We start from the raw sequence: 20313 nt of genomic DNA on the forward strand, positions 1-20313 counted from the left end.
TACTGGCTTGTACGCCCGCGAGATAAAAGTTACAGCGCTGGCTGCCAGGCAGATTGCGGCAACAGGTACAATCCGGCCTCATGCTGCTCACCGACCCCGACAATATGCCCGATCCCGGCGGCCATCACGGCCAGGGTCACATCGAAGGCGTTCAGGCTATCACCGTAGCCCGCCGTCAGGTTGAACATCGACCCGTTGGCCAACAGATACAGCGTCTTATCTGCCAGTTGGTAAGCATTCACAAATGGCATTGGCTCGTGGTGCGGCAAGGCTTGCAGGAAAGCCACGTCGATCTCTTCAGCCACATGCCCAACGTTGAGGATAAACACCCCATCCTTGGCCCGCTCCAGATGCCGTGCAGACAGCACGTTCTTGGCTCCGGTAGCCGTGGCAATGACGTCGGCCTGCTCTACGGCAGTGGCTAAATCAACCACCGCCCAACCATCGTAACGCGCCTGCAAAGCACGGGCCGGATCGATTTCCGCCACGATAACTTGCCCGCCGTAGGCCTTGGCAGAAGCGGCAACCCCCTGGCCAACCAGCCCGTAACCAATCACCACCACACATTTTTCGTGCAGCGTCAGGTGAGTGGTCTGGAAGAAGGTATGCCAGGCGGTCAAGCCAACCATATGGCGATTATGCAGCCCTTCTTTTACCGGCAGGTCATCCCAGTTAAAGATCGGGTAACGTGGGGCAATACCTCCCAGGCGGCTGATGCCTGAACCGGTCGCTTCCAGCCCGGCCTTGATCTGCGGGCCGTTAGCGGATTGGTGCAAGCGGGTGGTCAGATCGGCTCCCATCTCGCACAGGTGAGTCGGCCCCCAGGCCAGCGCACGATCGAAAGAGTCAGACCAGTCGGCATCGCTCATATCACGCCAGGCGTGCGCCTCGGTACCGTGGCGTTCCAGCCAGGCCACTACATCATCCTGCACCGTGGTCGGGTTGCAGGTGGTGAGATAGATGGCGGCCCCTTTGTCCAACAGCCCGGCAACCAACGGCGCCATTTTCAGATCCAGGTGCATATTGCACGCCAGACGCACACCATGCAGATCCGGTAACGCCGCCACTGCCGCTCGGGTGCGCGGCATATGACGCATGGCCCACTTCAACTCACTGTCAAAATCCTGATACATCAGTTACTCCTCTACTACGCCACGCCGCCGGGGCATGGCCGAATGATTCCATCTGAACCGCATGGCGGCTATTATCACTCAGATCGAACGCAAAAACCGAGGTGACTATCATGGCAGATAAGTTAGTGATTGTTTTTCCGATCTACCAAGGCGTGACGCAGTTGGATTTCACCGGGCCACACCAGTTTTTATCTCGTTTACCTGGAACTGAGGTCATTGTTGCTTCTATGGGAGGGGAAACGGTCACTGCGGATGGGTTGCATTTTGCGGCACTGCGCTCACTTGAGATGATTGAACGTTGTGATGTCTTATGTGTTCCCGGTGGAGGTGGCTGTACCGCAGCCATGCAGGATGCAAATTTCCTTAAGCAAATTCGCCGTCTGGCAGCCGGAGCCCGGTACCTGACCTCCGTATGCACCGGTTCCCTGATCCTGGCCGCGGCGGGATTACTGAAAGGCAAACGCGCGACCTGCCACTGGTCAATGCGCGACAGCCTGGCGTTGTTTGGTGCCATTCCTTGTAATGAGCGTGTGGTGCGCGATGGCAATATCATCAGCGGTGCAGGCGTTAGCGCTGGCATCGATTTTGCCCTCACGCTGATTGCCGAACTGCATGGGCAGGAAACGGCTCAGGCGATCCAGCTCTCGATGGAATATGCCCCGGCTCCTCCTTTCGCAGGAGGAAACCCCGAGCCTTCCCCTGCCGCGATTGTGCAACAGGTGCAGGCCGCGATGGCGGAAAACCTGCAGCGCCGCAAAGACTTGGTGGCGCAAATCGCGGCCCAGTATCAATAATAGCGTTAGAACAGGTAACGCACGCCTAAAGCAACCTCGCTGGAAACCAGGCGTGCTTTCATTTGCTCATCTTTCAATCCACGGGCGTTGGTGAAGTTATTATAACCACTTTCAATATTGCCCATGTCGACGTAGCGGTAGCCTAAATCAACGCTGAGGCGCTCCAGCGCGGCATAGCTGACCCCGGCACCTACAGCATAGGCCAGGTTATTTTGCGTGCTTGAGGCATATTGACGTGACGTATTACCCTGCCAACCATCGGACTTCACCTTGGCGATCCCCAGGCCCACAGTACCATACAGCGAGAAATTGTAGCCTAACGCATAGTCGCGATAAACGTTGAGCATCAGACGTTCAGCGTCCACTTTATGGTGGTTGTAGCTGCTGGCAAAAGTCGTTGAACCGCTGGTGTATTCACTTTTCTTTTTGAACACATACTCCGCCTCGCTGCGCCAGCCATTGCCAAATTGGTAGCCTGCGGCGATAGCACCGTTATAGAAGTTGTGTTTTTCATCACCGCTGACAAATTGCCCCACGCCAGGGCGACTGCTGGTATCCATATTCTCGGCAGATTGTCTGGCATGCAGTAGTTTCGCCGCAGCGTAATAACCGGACAAATAATCATCGGCAACAGCGCTAAAGGACATAGCGGCTAAAGAAACCAGCATTAAGGCAGGTTTGATATTCATGCGTTCCTCGCTTGAAAAGGTTATTTATGATGAGTAATAAAGACGCATCTAAAATAACCAGCGAGACGCAGTAGAACAATTCGGTCAATTACCTAACCTTCTAGGTATTTTTACTTAACTCTTTCCAGGGAGAATAACGCCCCATAAATTTTCATTAACTTCACCGAAGAGTTAATACCCAATTTGGCAAACACATTGGCACGATGGGCCTCCACCGTGCGCGGTGAAAGGGTCAGCTCATTGGCAATTTCCTTACTCGATTTTCCTGCCATAATCAGCCCGGTTATCTCTTGTTCCCGTGCCGACAGGGTGCTGATTTTTGCTGTCCGTTCAGCCGTTTCTTGCCGCTGTTGCTGTAAAACTCGCTGATGCTCCAGAGCGCCACTCACCGTTTCGATCAGTAAATCGGCGTCAATCGGTTTGGTCAGGAACTCGAACGCCCCATTTTTGAAGGCTCGGCGGCACAGCTCAATATTGCCGTGCCCGGTCATAATAATCACGGGCAATGCCAGACCTTGCTGTTGCCACTCTTCCAGCAAGATTAAACCACTTTTACCCGGCATACGGATATCCAGCAACAAGCAGCCGGACAACGCCTGCGGTTCAGAAATCTGCTGCTGAAAATCCAGGGTATTTTGGAATGTTACCGTTCGCCAGCCCATGGTGGCCAATAGCGAACTGAGTGAGCAGCGGATGGCATGATCGTCATCAATCAGATAGATAAGCTGTTCCATCACTCCTCCTGAGTGTTAAGCGGGAAACACAGCGTAAAACAGGCACCTTGGCTGGCAATATTTTCCGCGCTGATCGTACCGTTAAGGCGTTGAACCAGGGTCTCCGTCAGTGCCATTCCCAACCCCAATCCCTGTTGGCGGGTGGTGAAGAAAGGAATAAAGATCTGCTGCAAGGCTTGCTCAGAAAGGCCAGGGCCACCGTCGGTGATCGTCAGCCGGATAGCTTGATCCGAATACTCGGCATCAATGGCCACCCAAGCCTTGCCCGGATTGAGGTGTTGCTGGGCCTGAATGGCATTGGTCACGATGTTATGAAAAATCTGTTCGACCTGCAAAGGATCGGCCCACAACGTCGGCAACGTGGCCGGTAGGCGGTTAATGACCTTCACCTTTCCGCGGCTGATCTCAACTTCCAATAGCATCGTGACACGCAGCCAGACCTGATGCAGATCGACCTGCTGGTAAACCACGTGGTCATGGGACAACTTGTGCCGGAACTGCAACAACAACGTGTCGATCCGTTTGATTTGTATCACCGCGGCATCAAGCAGTGGCGCGGCTTGATCCGCCTGTTGTTGGTTAATCAGGCGCAAGGCAGCCTGGTTATAGCTCAATATGGCCGTCAGCGGCTGATTCAATTCATGCACCATACCGGCGGTAATTTCCCCCATGGCGTTAAGCCGCGTCAGTTGGGAGAAATGTTCACGCAAAACGGCAATATGGTGTTGGCGTTTTTGTTGCCGATACTGGCCGATAAAATAAACGACGGCAGCCCAGAAAACAGACAATAGTAAACACATCAGCCAGGGTAAACGAGCCAAATCCGGATCGTTACCGGCGGATAATGCAAAAGGTTGCAAGGCGCTGTTTACCCCTTTATCCCAACGCCAGTAGGTAGTTTTGGCTCCATCTCCCTGTTCGAACAAAGGCATATTGCGCCAACTCAGGCTAATATGGCGAAAGTCATGGCTCTGAGGAATTTCAGCCAGTAGTGTTCCAAGATCAATCAGCAGCGAAAAATGCGGGCTCGCCAGCCAGTAAGTCCCCTCTCCGGTTGGCATCAACGTTGGGTTGGTATCCACCTTGGGCACAGGTTTCCAAGCAACAATCTGCGGAAATTTTTGCTGCACAATGGCAGGATCGCTGGTCACGGACAGTAAAGAAAGCACCGTTTCAAGCTGGGATAATTTAACCGTAACCTCGCGATATAAAATGCGATAGGTAACTGATTGCTCTTCATATTGCTGTTGCAAGGCATAAATTATCACCCCGCTGCCTGAAAGCAGGGATAAAACCAACCAGAGACCCACTTTGAGCATATTAACTCCATGTCATGCAGACGCCTTTATTAATAACGGATTAAACACTATGCCAATGCAACAATCTATTATTAAGATCGGGTTGCCTCAATTCATCTGCCGTTGCCGTGACAGGGTGTTATAATCCTATTTCCTCGTGACCAAGGAATAACAATGACAGATTTGGCCCACTACATTACCCAATACGGCTACTGGGCGCTGCTGATTGGCTGCCTGCTCGAAGGGGAAACCATCACCCTGTTGGGAGGAATTGCGGCACACAACGGGTTGCTACGCCTGCCACTGGTGATTGCGGTAGTGGCGTTTGGCGGAGCCTTGGGCGATCAGGTGCTCTATTTTGCCGGACGTCATTTTGGTGGACGGGTACTTGCCCGTATCGAGAGCCAACAGGCGCGTATTGAACGCGCCCAGAAACTGATTGCCAGCCACCCGATCCTGTTTGTGATTGGCGTGCGTTTTATGTACGGATTCCGTCTTATCGGCCCGGTACTGATCGGTGCCAGCAAGCTGCCCCCATCACGCTTTATCCCGCTGAATATCCTGGGCGCTATCCTGTGGGCAACGCTCTTTGTATTACTAGGCTATTTTGGCGGCCAGGCTATCAGCAGCTTTGTCAGCGGCAGTGATAAAAAACTGTATAGCCTGCTGCTCTGCGTGGTGGTGATCGCCGCTATCTTCTTGCTGCGCTACTGGTGGCGGCGGCGTCAGACACAATAAGGCTACTTGTTAAACATCAGCTTCAGGCCCAACAGGGCTAAAACACTGCCGCCCAGGCGATCGAACCAGGCTTTGAAACGTAAGTAGACGCTACGTGGGCGCGGTGACGACAGCACAAACGCCACAAAGGCATACCACAGCAGGTCGACGACCAATGCGATCAATGGCAGTACGATATACAGCACCATCGGGATTTGATGGCTAAGCAGCGCCGCAAATACGCTACCGAATACGATGGCGGTATTGGGGTTGCCAAGTTGCGTCAGTAGCCCGGTGGTAAACGCTCGGCGCAAGCCTAACTGTTGGCCGCCAACGGCTTCGATCATCAACGGTTGATTGGCTCCGCGCAGCATTTTGAACGCCAGATAGATCAGATAGGCACCCCCTAGCATTTTCAGTGTGGTATACAGCCAAGGCAATGCCAGCAGCAGCGATTGCAACCCCAATAACGCAATCAAGGCGAAGATAAAGCAACCGATCCCCATCCCCAATGCCACCGCCATCCCATCGCGCCGTGACGAAGCCACCGCGGTGCGCGCTACCAGAATAAAGCTTTGCCCAGGGCTCATCGCCCCTAGCGTTATCGCCCCGGTAATACTGAGTACCGACAGCATCGTTTCGTTGATCATGTCCTTTCCCTTCAGCGGATCCCGTCATTCAAATTAACGCGGCGGCCAAAATAAAAGCAACAGAAACGTGAAAATACGGGAGTCAAACAGCCGCTCTCCCACAGGGAGAGGGAGCCAGTTCAGCGTCGTTGGCAGCTAATGTGGCACTGCGTAGGGGCGCTGCATGCTGCGCCCGTGTTAAGGTCAGATGCGAGAGTAAAACTGTAGCACGTTTAGTCCCCTCGCCCTGTGGGAGAGATTTAGGGTGAGGAAGGCATCATCAATGCTACCAGTTCCCGCGCTGCCTTCTGTTGCGGCTGATTCTTCAACCAGATCAGGTGTACCGGCAGGCGTAATTCATTTTTGGTATTTTTAAATTTCAACCGGATCAACCGGCCCTGCTCCAGCAAGGGTGCCGTTAACGACAGCGGGAAATTGCCCCAGCCCAGCCCGGCTTCCACCATGCTTAACGCCATCGGCAAGCTGTCGGTACGCCAGAAGGATTCCGCTACCTGCGGGCGTTTGTCGGCCATAGGCAAGTCGCGGCTGGCCACCACGATCTGCCGCACGTTGACCAGTTCCTCCAGAAACAACTCTGCACCCGTCGCTCCCAGGGCCAAATGCTGCGCCGCAATGGTTGCCACTAACGACTCACTCCCCACGAAGTGAAACTGTTCCTGGCTGTTCACATCCAGCCCGCCGAACGCCAGACACAGGCTAACCCGCTGCTGATGTAACAGATGCAACACCTCATCCTGCGGCGCGGTCAGTACCTCGATATCCAACAAGGGGTAACGTTCGGCCAACGTTTTCACCGCCACCAGCAGATCGCTGCTGTTGATATCCGATGCTACACCGATCGACAACCTGCTCTCCAACCCCTGAGAAAGCTCAATGGCATGGATCTGCAACTGCTTGAGCTGTTCGGCGATCAGGCGAGCGTGGGGAGCCAGCGCCAATGCCAGCGCGGTGGGCACCGGTTCGCGGTGCGAGCGGTCAAACAGCTGAAAGCCCAGCTCCGCCTCCATATTGGCGATCCCCATGCTGACCGCCGAAGGCACACGCCGCAACGCCCTGGCCGCCGCAGAAAAAGAACCGCGATCCAGCACCGCCAAAAACAGTTCGATATTGTCACTGGAAAAATTCATCGCCTCATCTATCAGTTAAACTGACAGCTCCTGACTTTATCTATCAATAGCATTGACGCTATCTTACGCATCGGGTTGCCGGACGTCATCAGGCACGAAACATAAAGCAGGAGAAAAACATGCAAGGCGTGAAACGCAAACTGGTCTACGTGACCGCTTATGAAATTATCGGCATGGTCATTTCGGCCCTTGGGCTGGCACTGCTTTCCGGCACCGCCCCCAGCAGCACCGGACCTTTGGCGGTGATCATCACCACCATCGCCGTCAGTTGGAACGTGATTTACAACTACCTGTTCGAATTCTGGGAAAGCCGCCAGGCTTCGCGTACCCGCACGCTGAAACGCCGCATTCTGCACGCGGTAGGCTTCCAGCTGACGCTGGTGGTGTACCTGATCCCGCTGATCGCCTGGTGGATGGAGATTTCTCTGGTGCAGGCCTTCCTGCTAGATATGGCGCTGATCGTGATCATCCCTTGCTATACCTTTGTCTTTAACTGGGCCTTCGACAAGATATTCGGGTTGCCGACCTCCGCCCTGCCTGCCGCAGAGTCGGTCTGAGTGACATTGTCTCCCTCTGTCTGGATAACGCAGAGGGGGACATTATTGGTTGATATTCGTCATAACCTTCTGCTTCCCCAGTCATAATCAATATCCCCGCCTATTCCCTCCAAGCCGCAGTTTTTTTGCCTCAATGGTGCAGAACGGGTAGCATGCCTCGCCGTTATTTACGCTACGGCTAACAGTGGAATGATGCCATGACGTCATCCCCAAGAGGCAAACAGACAGGAAACAGGACGAATAATGCACTCAGACAAAACGCCTGCACACGATCTACAGGCGGCGAGAAAACGTTGGTTGGATTCGCACGAATCCGGTTACCACAAAAGCATGGGCAAACGGCAGATACAAATGATCGCCATCGGCGGTTCTATCGGTACAGGTCTGTTCCTGGGTACCGGGGCGCGTTTGCAGATGGCTGGCCCAGCGCTAGCGCTGGTCTATCTGGTTTGCGGCATCTTTTCTTTCTTCATCCTGCGCGCCTTGGGCGAACTGGTATTACACCGCCCTTCCAGCGGCAGCTTCGTTTCCTATGCACGTGAGTTTCTGGGTGAAAAAGCCTCCTACGTGGCAGGCTGGATGTACTTTCTCAATTGGGCGATGACCGGCATTGTCGATATCACCGCCGTGGCGCTGTATATGCATTATTGGGGTACCTTTGCCGAGGTTCCACAGTGGCTGTTTGCCCTGGGGGCGCTGGGGATTGTGGCCACCATGAATATGATCGGCGTGAAATGGTTCGCCGAAATGGAATTCTGGTTTGCACTGATCAAGGTCGCCGCCATCTCTCTGTTCCTGGTGGTGGGAGTCATCTTCCTTGGTGTCGGTACGCCGGTAGCCGGTAACCCAACCGGTATCCATCTGGTCACCGATAACGGCGGCATGTTCCCGCACGGTCTATTGCCTGCTCTGGTGTTGGTACAAGGGGTGATTTTCGCCTTTGCGGGTATCGAACTGATCGGTACTGCCGCTGGCGAGTGCAAAGACCCGGAAAAAATGATGCCGAAAGCGATCAACAGCGTGATCTGGCGTATCGGCCTGTTCTATGTCGGATCGGTGGTATTGCTGGTGCTGCTGTTACCGTGGAACGCCTATCAGGCCGGGCAAAGTCCGTTCGTTACCTTCTTCTCCAAGCTAGGTGTGCCTTACATCGGTACCATCATGAATATTGTGGTTCTGAATGCGGCCCTTTCCAGCTTGAACTCTGGTCTGTACTCCACGGGCCGGATCCTGCGCTCGCTTTCCATGGGCGGTTCAGCGCCCAAGCTGATGGCTAAAATGAGCAGCCAGCAAGTGCCCTACGCCGGTATTTTGGTAACCTGCGGCATCTACGTCATCGGCGTGGTACTAAACTATCTGGTGCCTTCACAGGTGTTCGAGATCGTGCTGAATATCGCCTCGCTGGGCATTATCTGCTCCTGGGCGTTTATTATCGTCTGCCAGATGCAACTGCGTAAGGCCATCAAGGCGGGGAAAGCCAAGCCGGTGGCATTCAAAATGCCGGGAGCCCCTTTAACTTCGTGGCTGACACTGTTGTTTCTGTTCGCGGTGGTGATCATGATGGCCTTTGATTACCCGAACGGCACCTGGACTATTGCCACCATCCCGGTGCTGGCCGTGCTCCTGCTGCTTGGCTGGTTTGGCCTGCGCAAGCGTGCCGCAGAGGTGAAACAGGAACAGCAGGCTCACGAACAACAGAGCGAGCATTAACCCCATCTCATTGGCAGATCTACCCGGCGCACTCGCTGGGTAGATCTGGCTAGGCGAAACGTGATTTAACCCATTCGCGCAGCCGTTGAATATGCAGATACAGCGCCGGGATAAAGAAGATCCCGACCAGCGTCGCCAGTAACATCCCACCAAACACGGTAATACCAATGATTTGGCGGCTCATCGCCCCCGCCCCGGTAGCAAACACCAACGGCATCACACCAAGAATAAAGGAGATGGCCGTCATCATTACCGCCCGGAAACGTTGTCTGGCCCCGTCCTGTGCGGCTTCGCGAATGCTGGCTCCTTCTTCACGCCGTGCCTTGGAGAATTCGACAATCAGGATGGCATTCTTGGCTGCCAGGCCGATTAGCAACACCAGCCCGATTTGAACATAAACATCGTTGGCAAACCCCATCATGCGTAAACCGGCAACCGCCCCCGCCACCGCGAAGATCACCGAGAGCATCACCACCAGCGGGATACTCCAGCTTTCATACTGAGCCACCAGGAACAGATAGGCGAATACCAGCGCCGCTAGATAGATCAGCAGCGCCTGATCGCCAGTCTGCTGTTCCTGCCAGGATAGGCCGCTCCAACTATAGCCATAGCCCTTTGGCAATTGCTCCGCCAGTAAGGATTCCATGGTTTTCATCGCCTGCCCGGAGCTAACCCCTTCGGCCGCAGAACCGTTCACCGAAACCGACGGAAACTGGTTGAACTGGTTGATAAAAGGCGCGCCGATGGAAGGCGTGAGTCGTACCAGGTTTGCCAGGCTCACCAGTGTGCCGGTATCACTACGCACGTTCAGGCGGTTTATCTGCTCGGTGCGTTGCCGGAAATCGCTATCATTTTGCAACAGCACCCGGAACATGCGGTTATTGACCGAGAAATCCCCGACGTTCAGGCCACCGAGCGAAACCTGCAACGTATTGAAGATGCGGCTGACCGGCACCTGCAACAGCGCTGCCCGTTCACGATCGACCGCCAGATCGATATCCGGCACCACGGCGCTAAAGGTGGTAAATACCCGGCTCAATTCAGGCCGTTGGTTGGCGGCAAAAATAATTCCCTGAGCCACCTGAGCCATCTGCTGTGGCGTTTGCCCTTCCAGCGCCAGCAGGCGTAAATCAAAACCAGCGGCGTTGCCCAGCCCGGCGATTGCCGGTGGATTGACCACCATGATCATCGCCGAAGGGATAGCCGCCAGCCGGCCCTGAAGATCGGCCAACACCTGGTCAACATGTTCACGTTGGCCCCAGGGTTTCAGCATCACGATGGCGAAACCGGCATTGGGTGAATTGCCCCCGCTCAGCAGGCTGAAGCCGGTAATTTTGATCACATCCTCCACCGCCGGATTTTGCGCTACCTGTTGGTGCATCTGATCCATTACCGCCTGGGTGCGCTCAAGGGAAGCGCCATCCGGCAGTTGGACGTTGACGAAGAAGTAGCCCTGATCCTCCTCAGGCAGAAAAGAAGTTGGCAGGCGGCTGTAGCCGTACCAGGTGGCTACGCCAACAACCAGCAGGGCAATCACCGTGGTTAATGCCCGCTTTCTGGCCAAGGCGGCCAGACCGACATAGCCATCGCGCATCCGATCCATACCCCGATTGAAACCGCCAAAAAAGCCGGTTTGCGCCAGCTCACGCCGTCGGATCAGCGTGGCACACAGCGCCGGGGACAGCGTAAGCGCATTGATGCTCGACAGGATCACCGCTGCCGACAGGGTCACAGCAAACTGACGGTACAGCTCACCGGTAATGCCCGGCAGCACCGCAATGGGGACAAACACCGCCATCAACACCAGCGTCGTGGCCACGATCGGCCCGGCAATCTGGCTGATCGCCTTGCGGGTAGCTTCGGCCGGGCTAAGAGCCGGATCTTGTGCCAGCAGGCGCTCCACGTTTTCCACCACCACAATGGCGTCATCCACCACGATGGTCAGCGCCAGAATAATAGCGAACAGGCTTAGAGTGTTGGCGGAATAGCCGAAAACGTACAGCACGGCAAAGGTACCGAGCAATGAAACCGGAATGGTCAACGCCACAATAAAGGTGGCCCGCAGGCTCTGCAAAAACAGGTAAACCACCAGCAGCACCACCGCCAAGGTTAATGCCAGCGAGATGGCTATTTCATGCAACGTTGCCGTTACCGGGCGGGTGGAGTCATATTTGATGTCATAGCTCATATCACTGGGGAAAGATTGCGACAAACGAGCCATCTCCTGGCGGACCGCATTGGCGACATTCAGCGCATTGGCCCCCGGCGTGGGGTAAACCACCAAAAATGCCGACTCCTGCTGGTTCATTGAGGCATTGACCTGGTAGTTTTGCGCCCCCAGATCCACCCGAGCCACGTCACCCACCCGCACCGTGCCCCCGTTGGCACCGCTGCGGATAATCACTCTGGCAAACTCCTGCGGATCGGTTAAGCGCCCCTGCCCGCTAATGGTCAGGGTTTGCTGCTGGCTTGAAGGCGAAGGTGCGGAACCGATCTGACCTGCGGCAGCCTGCACGTTCTGTTGCTGCAATGCCTGGACAATATCCTGTACGCTGATATTGAGCGATTCCATACGCTGTGGATCGAGCCAGACGCGCATGCTGTAATCGCGGGCACCAAAGACCTGGACGTCCCCTACACCGCTGATTCGGGCCAGCGCGTCGCGCAGTTGGATACTGGTGTAATTGCTCAGAAACAGCGTATCGCGGCTGCCTTTGGGAGAAAACACGCTGACGCCAAGCAGCAGGTTCGAGGCCCGTTTGCGCACCGAAACCCCGTTGTTATTCACCTCTGCCGGTAGCTGGGCGCTAACCTGCGAAATACGGTTTTGCACCTCCACTGCGGCCATGTCCGGATCGGTCCCGCTGGCAAAGGTGATGCTCAGTTGATAACCGCCGTTGTTGGCGCTGGTGGATTCCATATACAGCATGTTGCTGACGCCGTTGACCTGCGCCTCGATCGGTGATGCCACCGCCTGAGCCACATCGCGGGCGCTGGCTCCAGGATAAAGCGCGCTGACGGAAACCACCGGTGGTGTGATATCAGGATACTGTTCCACCGGGATCACCTTGAGGGAAACAATCCCCACCAGGGTGATCACCAGCGCAATCACGATGGCGAATTTTGGCCGCCGAATAAAGAAGTGCAGCATCAGCGTCCCCTTATGGTTGCGCGTTGGCGCTGGAGAGAATGGCGTTTACCTGCATACCAGGTCTGACGTGCTGCACACCGGCGATAATCACCTTTTCGCCAGCGCTGAGCCCGGCGTTAACCTGATAATACTGCTGGTGCTGTTCACCCAGTGTCACCGCACGAACCTCAACGATATTCTCCGGTGAAACCACCAAGACAAAGTGACCTTGCTGGTTTTGCTGAAGCGCGGCGATCGGCACCAGCGTGACCGTCTGCGGTTGTTCGGCGGTCAGGATCACGTTCACCACGCCCCCAGGCAGCAACAGATGATTAGGATTGGCAAAACGGGTACGTAACGTGACGGTACCGGTGTGGGCATCGATCTGGTTATCTACCGATTCAAAACTGCCCGGCTCTGGGTAGGATTTGCCGTTAGCCAGCTCAAGACGGGCGGAAAACTGCCCTTCAGCAAGCTTGCCCTCCCCATGCTGACGCTGATAGGCGGCGGTAATATAGTCCCGTTCATTGATGGAGATCGCCACGCGGATCGGATCGAGCTGAATAATGTTAACCAGCGTGCCGCTCGCCGCGTTGACCAGGCTACCCACATGAAAACGGCTGTGGCCAACGCGCCCGGCAATCGGCGCATAAATACGGGTATAGCTGAGTTGTAACTGCTGAGTGTTGAGCATCGCCCGCGCCTGGGCTACCGCTGCCCGGCTGGTATCCCGCTCGGCTGCGGCGGCATCGATATCCGCTCTGCTGACCGCGCGGTTATTACCTAACTGCTGCAAGCGCGTCAGATTGACCTGTGCCAGATTGGCCGAAGCCGTGGCACTATCGAGCTGCGCCTGAGCCTGCGCTACGGCAGAATGATGCAAAGCAGGCTCGATTTCGTACAGCAAGTCTCCCGCCTTGACCATCTGCCCTTCGGTAAACGGCCGTTGGGCGATAAACCCTTCGGTACGGGTCTTCACCTCCACGGTTTGTATAGCCTCGATGCGGCCAAGATAGTGCAACGCACGTTCGGGTTGGCTTTGCTCAATCAGCGCCACGGTCACCGCAGGCAGCGGCGCGGCAACGATCGGAGCGGCAATAACCAGCAGCCACAAGGCCATAAAGCGGGAGAACGAAGGTTTAGTCATACGTACAGAGCCACTCATCAATTAGTTACCAGCTAAATTGATGAAAATTATAGTTCACCCAGAGAAAGTCAGTGCGAGCGCTGTTAACGATTAGCGGGCACAGCATGCAGCGCCGCACAACCGTGGTTTATTGCGCGGTATAACCGCCATCAATGCTGTAAAAGGCCCCGGTGGTGAAACTGCTGTCTGAAGAAAGTAAAAAAACCACCGTTTTCGCCACCTCTTCTCGCGTGGCCATACGCCCCATCGGATGGGTGGCCGCCATTTTCGCCCGCAAACAGGCGGGTAGTTCGGCCATTGCAGGCGTATCGACATAGCCTGGCCCAACGGCGTTAATGCGTATCCCTTGTTGGGCAAATTCCAGAGCGGCGGCCCGCGTCAAACCGATGATGCCGTGCTTGGCCGCGGTATAAGGGGCAATACCCGCAATGCCGACCATGCCATTGACGGCGGAGAGATTAACCACCGCTCCGCCACCTGCCGCCGCGATAGCTGGCAAACCGTACTTCATGCCATAGAAGGTGCCGCTGAGATCGGTTTCAATCACCGCGTGCCAATCTTCAATGGCGTATTCATTCAGCGGCACGTCATGTGGCCCGGTAATACCGGCATTGTTGACCAGCAGATGCAACTGCCCGTAGAAGGCCAGCGTCTGCTCTACCGCACCGCGTACCGATTCAGGATCGCGGGCATCCAAAACCTGCGGAAATACCGATTTGCCAGTCGGATCCATCCGTTGCGCCGTTGCTACCAGCCTGGCACGATTTCTGGCGGCAATGACCACCTGCGCCCCACGATCCAACAGCTCTTGAGCAATGGCTTCACCAATACCGGTTGACGCACCGGTCACCAATGCCACTTTACCTGTGAAATCTTGCATAACGCCCCCTGTTCACTTTGAGTTAGGCGTTCAGGTTAAGGCTGGCCGATGACAGTTTCTGGCAGTGGCGAACCGCCAAACCAGACAAAAGGTGCAACGAAAAAGCCCTGACATTATTTGCCAGGGCTTTTAGGTTACTATCAAATTAAAATTCAACATTCATCAACTTACTAACTTGGTGTTACTTTCGATACTACGTAAAAATGTACTTGTTTATCACAGATAATATTGGGTATTGAACAGCTAACTACATCCTCCCATATACTGATTGATTTACAAAATATTCACTTACTTACCTCGAAATAATTTACCGAGATAGAGCAAGCTAAACTGGTACATTCCCCCTCGCGATATAAACTATTTGACGCATGGCTTTACTTTCATTGCAGCACACTTACAGAAAAACCTCACAAACTGCAACATTAACACTTAACAAACAGAGCCTTACATCATCGCGTTGTCGTACACACCCTTCGATAGTAGAAACTGACTACGTGGCCTTAGAACATTGCCGAGTGAGTCTGAACAGGCTACTCAACGGCGACTTCCCCATACAACAAACTTCGTGGCCTTTATCGCAATATCACTAAACAACTTATTAAAGATACCCTTTCAATCTGTTATTTAGCTAAGCAGCTAACTTTCATTTTCCTGCTGCTGAATACTAATCTACGGTGTTTTCAAACTAAGTCAATACTGTTTTTAACAACATGCGTTTATTCTCTAAGTGGCTAATTTTAAACGAAGTGAAATTGATTGGCATTTGCTTTTTTAATCGGTAATTACGGGGTGAGTTGCAGCAACAGCGCTCCCGCCAGTACCGTCATCACGCCTAGCCATTGCACGTTCGATAACCTTTCCCCCAGCAATAATGCCCCTAACAACGCAGCAATGCCGCCGGAAAGCGTGCTCAGTACCGTCACGACCGAAACCGAACCGTGCCCACTGCCCACGGCAAAAGCCGCAAAACCAGCCAAATTTAACAGGCTGGCAGCCAACAATAGCCCACTCTGCCGCCGAGTAGGACGCGCCAGTAATTTTCTACGATCACCGAACATCAGCAATGCTGCCAGGCCAAAAGCGTAGCCCATCCACAGACTGAGATTTGGCCCTAGCACCGCTAAGGTATAGCGGCCCTGTAACCAGAAACTGCAGCCATAACACAGAGAAGCCAACAGAGCGAACAACAGCGGGAGCAGCATTGTAGATGTCTCTGCCTGCCGGTTCACATTTACGGCAGTCAGGACCACACCCAACAGGCAGATAGCTAATCCCAGGACGGTGAATGCACCAAGCTGTTCACCACTTATCCATGACAACAACGCCGTCACTGCACCATAACTGGTGACCAAGGGTGCTACCAGTGCCGCTTTACCCAACGCAAACGCATGGGATAGGGCCAGCGCCCCAATAACAATCAAGCCCGCAGCCAGCAGCGCCAGCCCCCAAATGGTTATCGGTATGTGGGACGCCTGTAACGGCATGCTCAGCAGCAACAGAGATAAAATAACCAGTCCAATCAACTGCGAGAAAAATACCGCGCGTCTGACGCCAACCGCTCGGGCATTGATCCCCACCAAAAAATCGGTGCCCCCCCAACATGCGGCGGCCATCAACCCCATCAAGATATCCATTATTTTCTCTCCATCCAGTGCTTATCGCAGGTTAAGAGAAATAGTGCTTGTGCAACATCGATAGATTGGCAATATGGTTGCATGAAACTCAAGCTCAACGCTCGCCAACGTCTGCCTTCACTAAAGGCTCTACACACTTTCGAGGTGGCGGCACGCTGCAGCAGTTTAACCGTGGCCGCCGATGAGCTGAATGTCACCCTCGGTGCCGTCAGCCGCCAAATACGGCTGCTGGAAAGTGAACTGGGCGTGACGCTATTTCACCGTAAAGGTAATGCGGTGGCCCTGAATGATACCGGTAAGCAACTGTCTGCTGAGGTTATCAAAGCCTTTATGCAACTGAGGAAATCCTGCGAGCGTGTGCGCCCGGAAGAGCAAAGTACGCTTAAGCTAACCTGCACTCTGGGGATCGCCAGCCACTGGTTAGCTCCACGATTACCCGCATTGCACCAACAAGATCCCGAAACTGCGTTGATCGTTGATGCCAATGAAAACGTGCGCGATCTTGGGGCTGGTGAGGCAGATATCGCCATCCGCTACAGCCCGATTAACAGCCCAATGCACCATTCACGACGTTTGCTGACAGACGCCTTTTCCCCCTTGGCCAGCCCAGAATTCTTGCGCTCTTGCTCAGGAATGACCGCCCCCGAACAGTTGCTGGGATTACGCCTGATCCACTCTCCGTGGAAAGATGCACAAGGCCAAGGGGTTGCCGCCTGGCAAGATTGGTTTCATGCCTACAACGTTGAGGGTAAGTCCGGCTCGCTACTCACCTTCAACAGCGTTGGCCATGCTCTGCAAGAGGCCATCGACGGAAACGGTGTGGTGCTTGGCAGTCTGGCGGTAGCGCAGGATGCTCTACGCAGCGGGAAACTGGTGGAAGTCTTCGCCGGACGCTGGCAGCTCCCTTCTACCTATGAATTCCGCCTCTGTTGGGCAGAACATGAATTTCTTGGGGCAACGACGCGTCGCTGGATAAATCTGCTGTTAGCGGCGGCTGAACATCCCGCCAACTTTTAACACCGCACGTATTGCTCTCCCCACCACCGCAAATCCCGCTAATTTAGGCCAAATTTTCCGTTCAGCGAGAACTCTGGTGGATATAGCACGCTATCTGCAACACATTGGCTTCTCAGGCACGCCACAGGCCGATCTGCCAACCCTGCAACAGTTGCATCGCTGCCACATGTTGGCGGTGCCGTTTGAGAATTTGAGCATCATCTACCATCAGGAGCTCGATCTCAGCGAGGCCGGGCTGTTCAGCAAAATCGTCGAGCATAATCGCGGTGGGTTTTGCTATGAATTAAACCGGATATTCGCCCTGCTGTTGCAGCAGATCGGTTTTCAGGTGACGTTCATCTCCGGAGAAGTCCACGCCAGAGACGGCTCTTTTGGCCCACAGTTTGACCATATGGCGCTGGTGGTGACCTTGGATCAGCCCTATCTGGTGGATGTGGGGTTTGGCGATTCTTTCCTCGCCCCGCTGAAAATTACCACCAGCGAGCAACAGCCCCAGGCCAGCGGCACTTTTCATCTCGAGCAACACGACGACTGGTATCATCTGGAGCGCCGCAATGGCGATCGGACTTCCCACGCCAAGACGCTATATCGCTTTACCCTGCCCCCCCGGCAGCCGGAAGAGTTTAACGATATGTGTCACTATCACAGCACTTCGCCACAGTCGCACTTTACCCAAAAGTTGGTGTGCTCCCGCCCAACGGAGGATGGCCGCATCACTCTCAGCGAGTTAAAGCTGATCGTGACCCAAGACCATCATCGTAAGGAATCGACACTGCATTCAGAAGAGGAACGGCTAGAGGTGCTACGCCAATACTTTGCCATTGAGCTGACAAGCTAGCGGCAAATCACTCGCGCAATGTCCTTGGAGTTGTTTAACGTGCGGATCTCGGTAAACAGCTCTGTGGCTTCCTGATACTCTTTGCGCAGGTAGCTCAGCCACTGTTTGATGCGGGCTACGTGGTATAAACCGGTATCACCCTGCTTTTCCAGATGCACATACTTTTGCAGCAGCTGCACTACCTGCGGCCAAGGCATACGCGGTTCGTTATATTTAACCACCCGGCTCAGGTTGGGGATGTTCAATGCGCCGCGCCCCAGCATCACCGCATCGCAGCCCGTTGCCGCCATGCAGTCTTGTGCACTTTGCCAGTCCCAGATTTCCCCGTTGGCGATCACCGGAATGGTCAAACGCTGGCGGATCTCGCCGATCGCCTGCCAGTTGATGCGATCAGCTTTGTAGCCGTCCTCTTTGGTACGGCCATGGATGGTGATTTCGGTCGCACCCGCTTGTTGCACCGCATCGGCAATTTCAAAGCTGCGGGAATCCGAATCCCACCCCAGACGCACTTTTACCGTGACTGGCAGCTCTGCTGGCACCGCGGCACGCATTGCCTTGGCACCCTGATAAATCAACTCGGGATCTTTGAGCAAGGTGGCCCCGCCGCCGCTGCCGTTGACATGCTTGGACGGGCAGCCGCAGTTCAGATCGACACCGTAAGAGCCTAGTTCAACCGCCTGAGCCGCATTTTCCGCCAGCCATTCGGGATATTGGCCAAGCAGTTGCACCCGCACCTGAGTGCCGGAAGGCGTTCTGCTGGCATGGTGCAGTTCCGGGCACAGGCGGTAAAAAGATTTAGCCGGCAGCCGTTGATCGATCACCCGCAGGAATTCGGTGATGCAGAGATCGTAATCGTTCACCTCGGTGAGCAATTCCCGCACCAGAGAGTCGAGTACCCCCTCCATTGGAGCCAATAATACGCGCATGCCTACCTCTGCTATCAAAGAGGGCGCAATGATACGGGCGAAAAGCAGTGCCAGCAACATGAGATGGCCGAGTTAGCTAGCAAAAGCTGTTGGGACTGCCCTGCAACACAAGGGCAGACCTCTCTATTCGACAGGCCGATAAGCAATAAAACCGCCATCGGCGTCATAGAGGACATCAAAACCATTTAAAAAATGCACGCCTGTATTGACGAATGGCGTCGGACGCGTGGTGTTGAGATGGATAGACGTCGGTGTGAGTGGGGTAGCTTCGCCTCCTACGGTCAACTCATATTGCGCTGCGTTGGCGGCGTTATCGGCGCCAGGAAAACTCAAACTCAGGGTGGTGCCGGATGAAAGCGTCTTGGCCCCCTCAAGCATGGCTGGTGGCAGAGTCAAAAACATCGCGGTCACTCCGGTGTCGACTAACGAAATACCGCAGGCCGCTGGCGGTTTGTGGTTAATCGTCATGCAGACCGAGGCACTCATCCATTCGTGCTCTACGTTTGGGTTCGGCGCGAGTTTGACGTAACTGAATTGGCGCTGGGTGTTAGCCGAAGTGAGTCCAATATGAACGCCGTTGCGTGTCACGATATACCCGTGACGCATCGGCTGCTCGCTGGTTACATTCAGGAAAGGGTTGTTGCGCGGCGTGCTTTGAGCTTGCCCATCGGACTCCCGGTCAAACCCGATGCCCATCATGGCGATCCCGCGAGGCTCGTCACCTGGCTCACACTCACGAGCATCAGGCAGGCATTCAATACGCGTTACAGCCAAAACGGGGATCGACGTGGTCGTAACGCTGGCACCATTTTCTCCAGCGATGGTCACTGGCACAGTAACCCAAACGCCAATCATGATCCGGCCCGAGCTGCTATAAGTCAGACGCCCCGGAGTAACGGGGAGTTGATCAAAATGGGGGATCCGATCTGCTGAAACAACTATGCCAGTTGAGCCAGTGTCCATGACGATGGGATGCAGTCCGCTGCTGCCGTCACCGAAAGCAATCCGCAATTTTGGGACATGGGCCAGGCGGGAGGGGTCAGTCTCGTCAACGTTTGGCAGGTACGTGAGATAGCTACCTGCATGATAAGCGCTGTAGTCGGGTGCAGTGGACGCCGACGCTATCGAACCACACACAGAAACAGTGAACAAGCCAACCAAGGATAACAACTTGTAAGCCTGGATGATTAGGAAATCTACATTGATGTTCAAAATACTTCTCCTAACTGCATTTCGGTTGAGCGGGAGACAACAGCCATCTTGGTGATGGCTATTACCGCCACCAAGGACTTCTAAGGTGTGTCCCTAGAACTTGGGAAGGCATTGACATTA

18 protein-coding genes are annotated in these 20313 nt (G+C 54.6%); 6 read left to right on the forward strand and 12 right to left on the reverse strand.

Annotated features, from left to right (window positions below; translation table 11 throughout):
- Positions 1-29: 29 nt before the first annotated feature.
- Entirely contained in the window at positions 30-1133 is a 1104-nt protein-coding gene (locus U869_RS0112785; protein WP_025120181.1) for an adenosylhomocysteinase, read from the reverse strand.
- Between the two features lie 110 nt (positions 1134-1243).
- Here U869_RS0112785 and U869_RS0112790 point away from each other — a divergent pair, with 110 nt between their 5' ends.
- A complete protein-coding gene (locus tag U869_RS0112790) occupies positions 1244-1927 on the forward strand; it encodes a DJ-1/PfpI family protein (protein WP_025120182.1) in 684 nt (227 codons plus the stop codon).
- A gap of 5 nt (positions 1928-1932) precedes the next feature.
- Here the strand turns inward: U869_RS0112790 and U869_RS0112795 are convergent, their stop codons facing one another.
- The 3 genes from U869_RS0112795 to U869_RS0112805 form a co-directional block, all read right to left on the reverse strand.
- Positions 1933-2616 (reverse strand): outer membrane protein, encoded by a 684-nt coding sequence (locus U869_RS0112795; protein WP_025120183.1) that lies wholly within the window; start codon positions 2614-2616, stop codon positions 1933-1935.
- 110 nt (positions 2617-2726) lie between these two features.
- The gene (locus tag U869_RS0112800) at positions 2727-3350 is read right to left on the reverse strand and encodes a response regulator transcription factor (RefSeq protein ID WP_025120184.1); all 624 of its coding nucleotides are present in this window, start codon (positions 3348-3350) and stop codon (positions 2727-2729) included.
- Entirely contained in the window at positions 3350-4669 is a 1320-nt protein-coding gene (locus U869_RS0112805) for a sensor histidine kinase (protein ID WP_025120185.1), read from the reverse strand. Before U869_RS0112805 ends, U869_RS0112800 begins: the two co-directional genes overlap by 1 nt.
- Positions 4670-4822: 153 nt before the next feature.
- On the opposite strand from U869_RS0112805, the gene U869_RS0112810 reads away from it, so the two are divergent.
- Positions 4823-5386, forward strand: coding sequence for a DedA family protein (locus U869_RS0112810; RefSeq protein WP_025120186.1), 564 nt, complete (start codon positions 4823-4825; stop codon positions 5384-5386).
- 2 nt (positions 5387-5388) lie between these two features.
- Here the strand turns inward: U869_RS0112810 and U869_RS0112815 are convergent, their stop codons facing one another.
- Together U869_RS0112815 and U869_RS0112820 are read right to left on the reverse strand one after the other, a co-directional pair.
- Positions 5389-6015 carry a LysE family translocator gene (locus U869_RS0112815; protein WP_029987372.1) on the reverse strand — a complete coding sequence of 209 codons (627 nt, stop codon included), beginning with the start codon at positions 6013-6015 and terminating at the stop codon, positions 5389-5391.
- A 239-nt stretch (positions 6016-6254) separates the two neighbouring features.
- A complete protein-coding gene (locus U869_RS0112820) occupies positions 6255-7142 on the reverse strand; it encodes a LysR family transcriptional regulator (RefSeq protein ID WP_025120188.1) in 888 nt (295 codons plus the stop codon).
- Between the two features lie 119 nt (positions 7143-7261).
- Here U869_RS0112820 and U869_RS0112825 point away from each other — a divergent pair, with 119 nt between their 5' ends.
- Positions 7262-7699 (forward strand): PACE efflux transporter, encoded by a 438-nt coding sequence (locus tag U869_RS0112825; RefSeq protein ID WP_025120189.1) that lies wholly within the window; start codon positions 7262-7264, stop codon positions 7697-7699.
- A 243-nt stretch (positions 7700-7942) separates the two neighbouring features.
- A complete protein-coding gene (gene ansP, locus U869_RS0112830; protein WP_025120190.1) occupies positions 7943-9409 on the forward strand; it encodes an L-asparagine permease in 1467 nt (488 codons plus the stop codon).
- A 49-nt stretch (positions 9410-9458) separates the two neighbouring features.
- Here the strand turns inward: ansP and U869_RS0112835 are convergent, their stop codons facing one another.
- The 4 genes from U869_RS0112835 to U869_RS0112850 form a co-directional block, all read right to left on the reverse strand.
- Entirely contained in the window at positions 9459-12560 is a 3102-nt protein-coding gene (locus tag U869_RS0112835; protein WP_025120191.1) for an efflux RND transporter permease subunit, read from the reverse strand.
- Between the two features lie 10 nt (positions 12561-12570).
- On the reverse strand, positions 12571-13659 hold the full coding sequence (locus U869_RS0112840; protein WP_051588646.1) for an efflux RND transporter periplasmic adaptor subunit: 1089 nt from the start codon (positions 13657-13659) through the stop codon (positions 12571-12573).
- 154 nt (positions 13660-13813) lie between these two features.
- Positions 13814-14566: an SDR family NAD(P)-dependent oxidoreductase gene (locus U869_RS0112845; RefSeq protein ID WP_025120193.1), complete on the reverse strand. Its 753-nt coding sequence runs from the start codon at positions 14564-14566 to the stop codon at positions 13814-13816.
- Between the two features lie 782 nt (positions 14567-15348).
- Positions 15349-16200, reverse strand: coding sequence for a DMT family transporter (locus U869_RS0112850; RefSeq protein WP_025120194.1), 852 nt, complete (start codon positions 16198-16200; stop codon positions 15349-15351).
- Positions 16201-16281: 81 nt separating this feature from the next.
- Between U869_RS0112850 and U869_RS0112855 the strand changes: the two genes are divergently transcribed.
- Positions 16282-17217 carry a LysR substrate-binding domain-containing protein gene (locus U869_RS0112855; RefSeq protein WP_025120195.1) on the forward strand — a complete coding sequence of 312 codons (936 nt, stop codon included), beginning with the start codon at positions 16282-16284 and terminating at the stop codon, positions 17215-17217.
- Positions 17218-17293: 76 nt separating this feature from the next.
- Positions 17294-18055, forward strand: coding sequence for an arylamine N-acetyltransferase (locus tag U869_RS0112860; protein ID WP_025120196.1), 762 nt, complete (start codon positions 17294-17296; stop codon positions 18053-18055).
- Here U869_RS0112860 and dusC read toward each other — a convergent pair.
- Complete coding sequence (dusC, locus tag U869_RS0112865) at positions 18052-18981, reverse strand: tRNA dihydrouridine(16) synthase DusC (protein WP_025120197.1); 930 nt, start codon at positions 18979-18981, stop codon at positions 18052-18054. The two genes, U869_RS0112860 and dusC, sit on opposite strands and share 4 nt — an antisense overlap.
- Before the next feature lie 123 nt (positions 18982-19104).
- Complete coding sequence (locus U869_RS31435) at positions 19105-20193, reverse strand: hypothetical protein (protein ID WP_025120198.1); 1089 nt, start codon at positions 20191-20193, stop codon at positions 19105-19107.
- Positions 20194-20313 lie beyond the last annotated feature (120 nt).

Source organism: Serratia sp. H1w, from assembly GCF_000633355.1.
GTDB lineage: Bacteria > Pseudomonadota > Gammaproteobacteria > Enterobacterales > Enterobacteriaceae > Chania.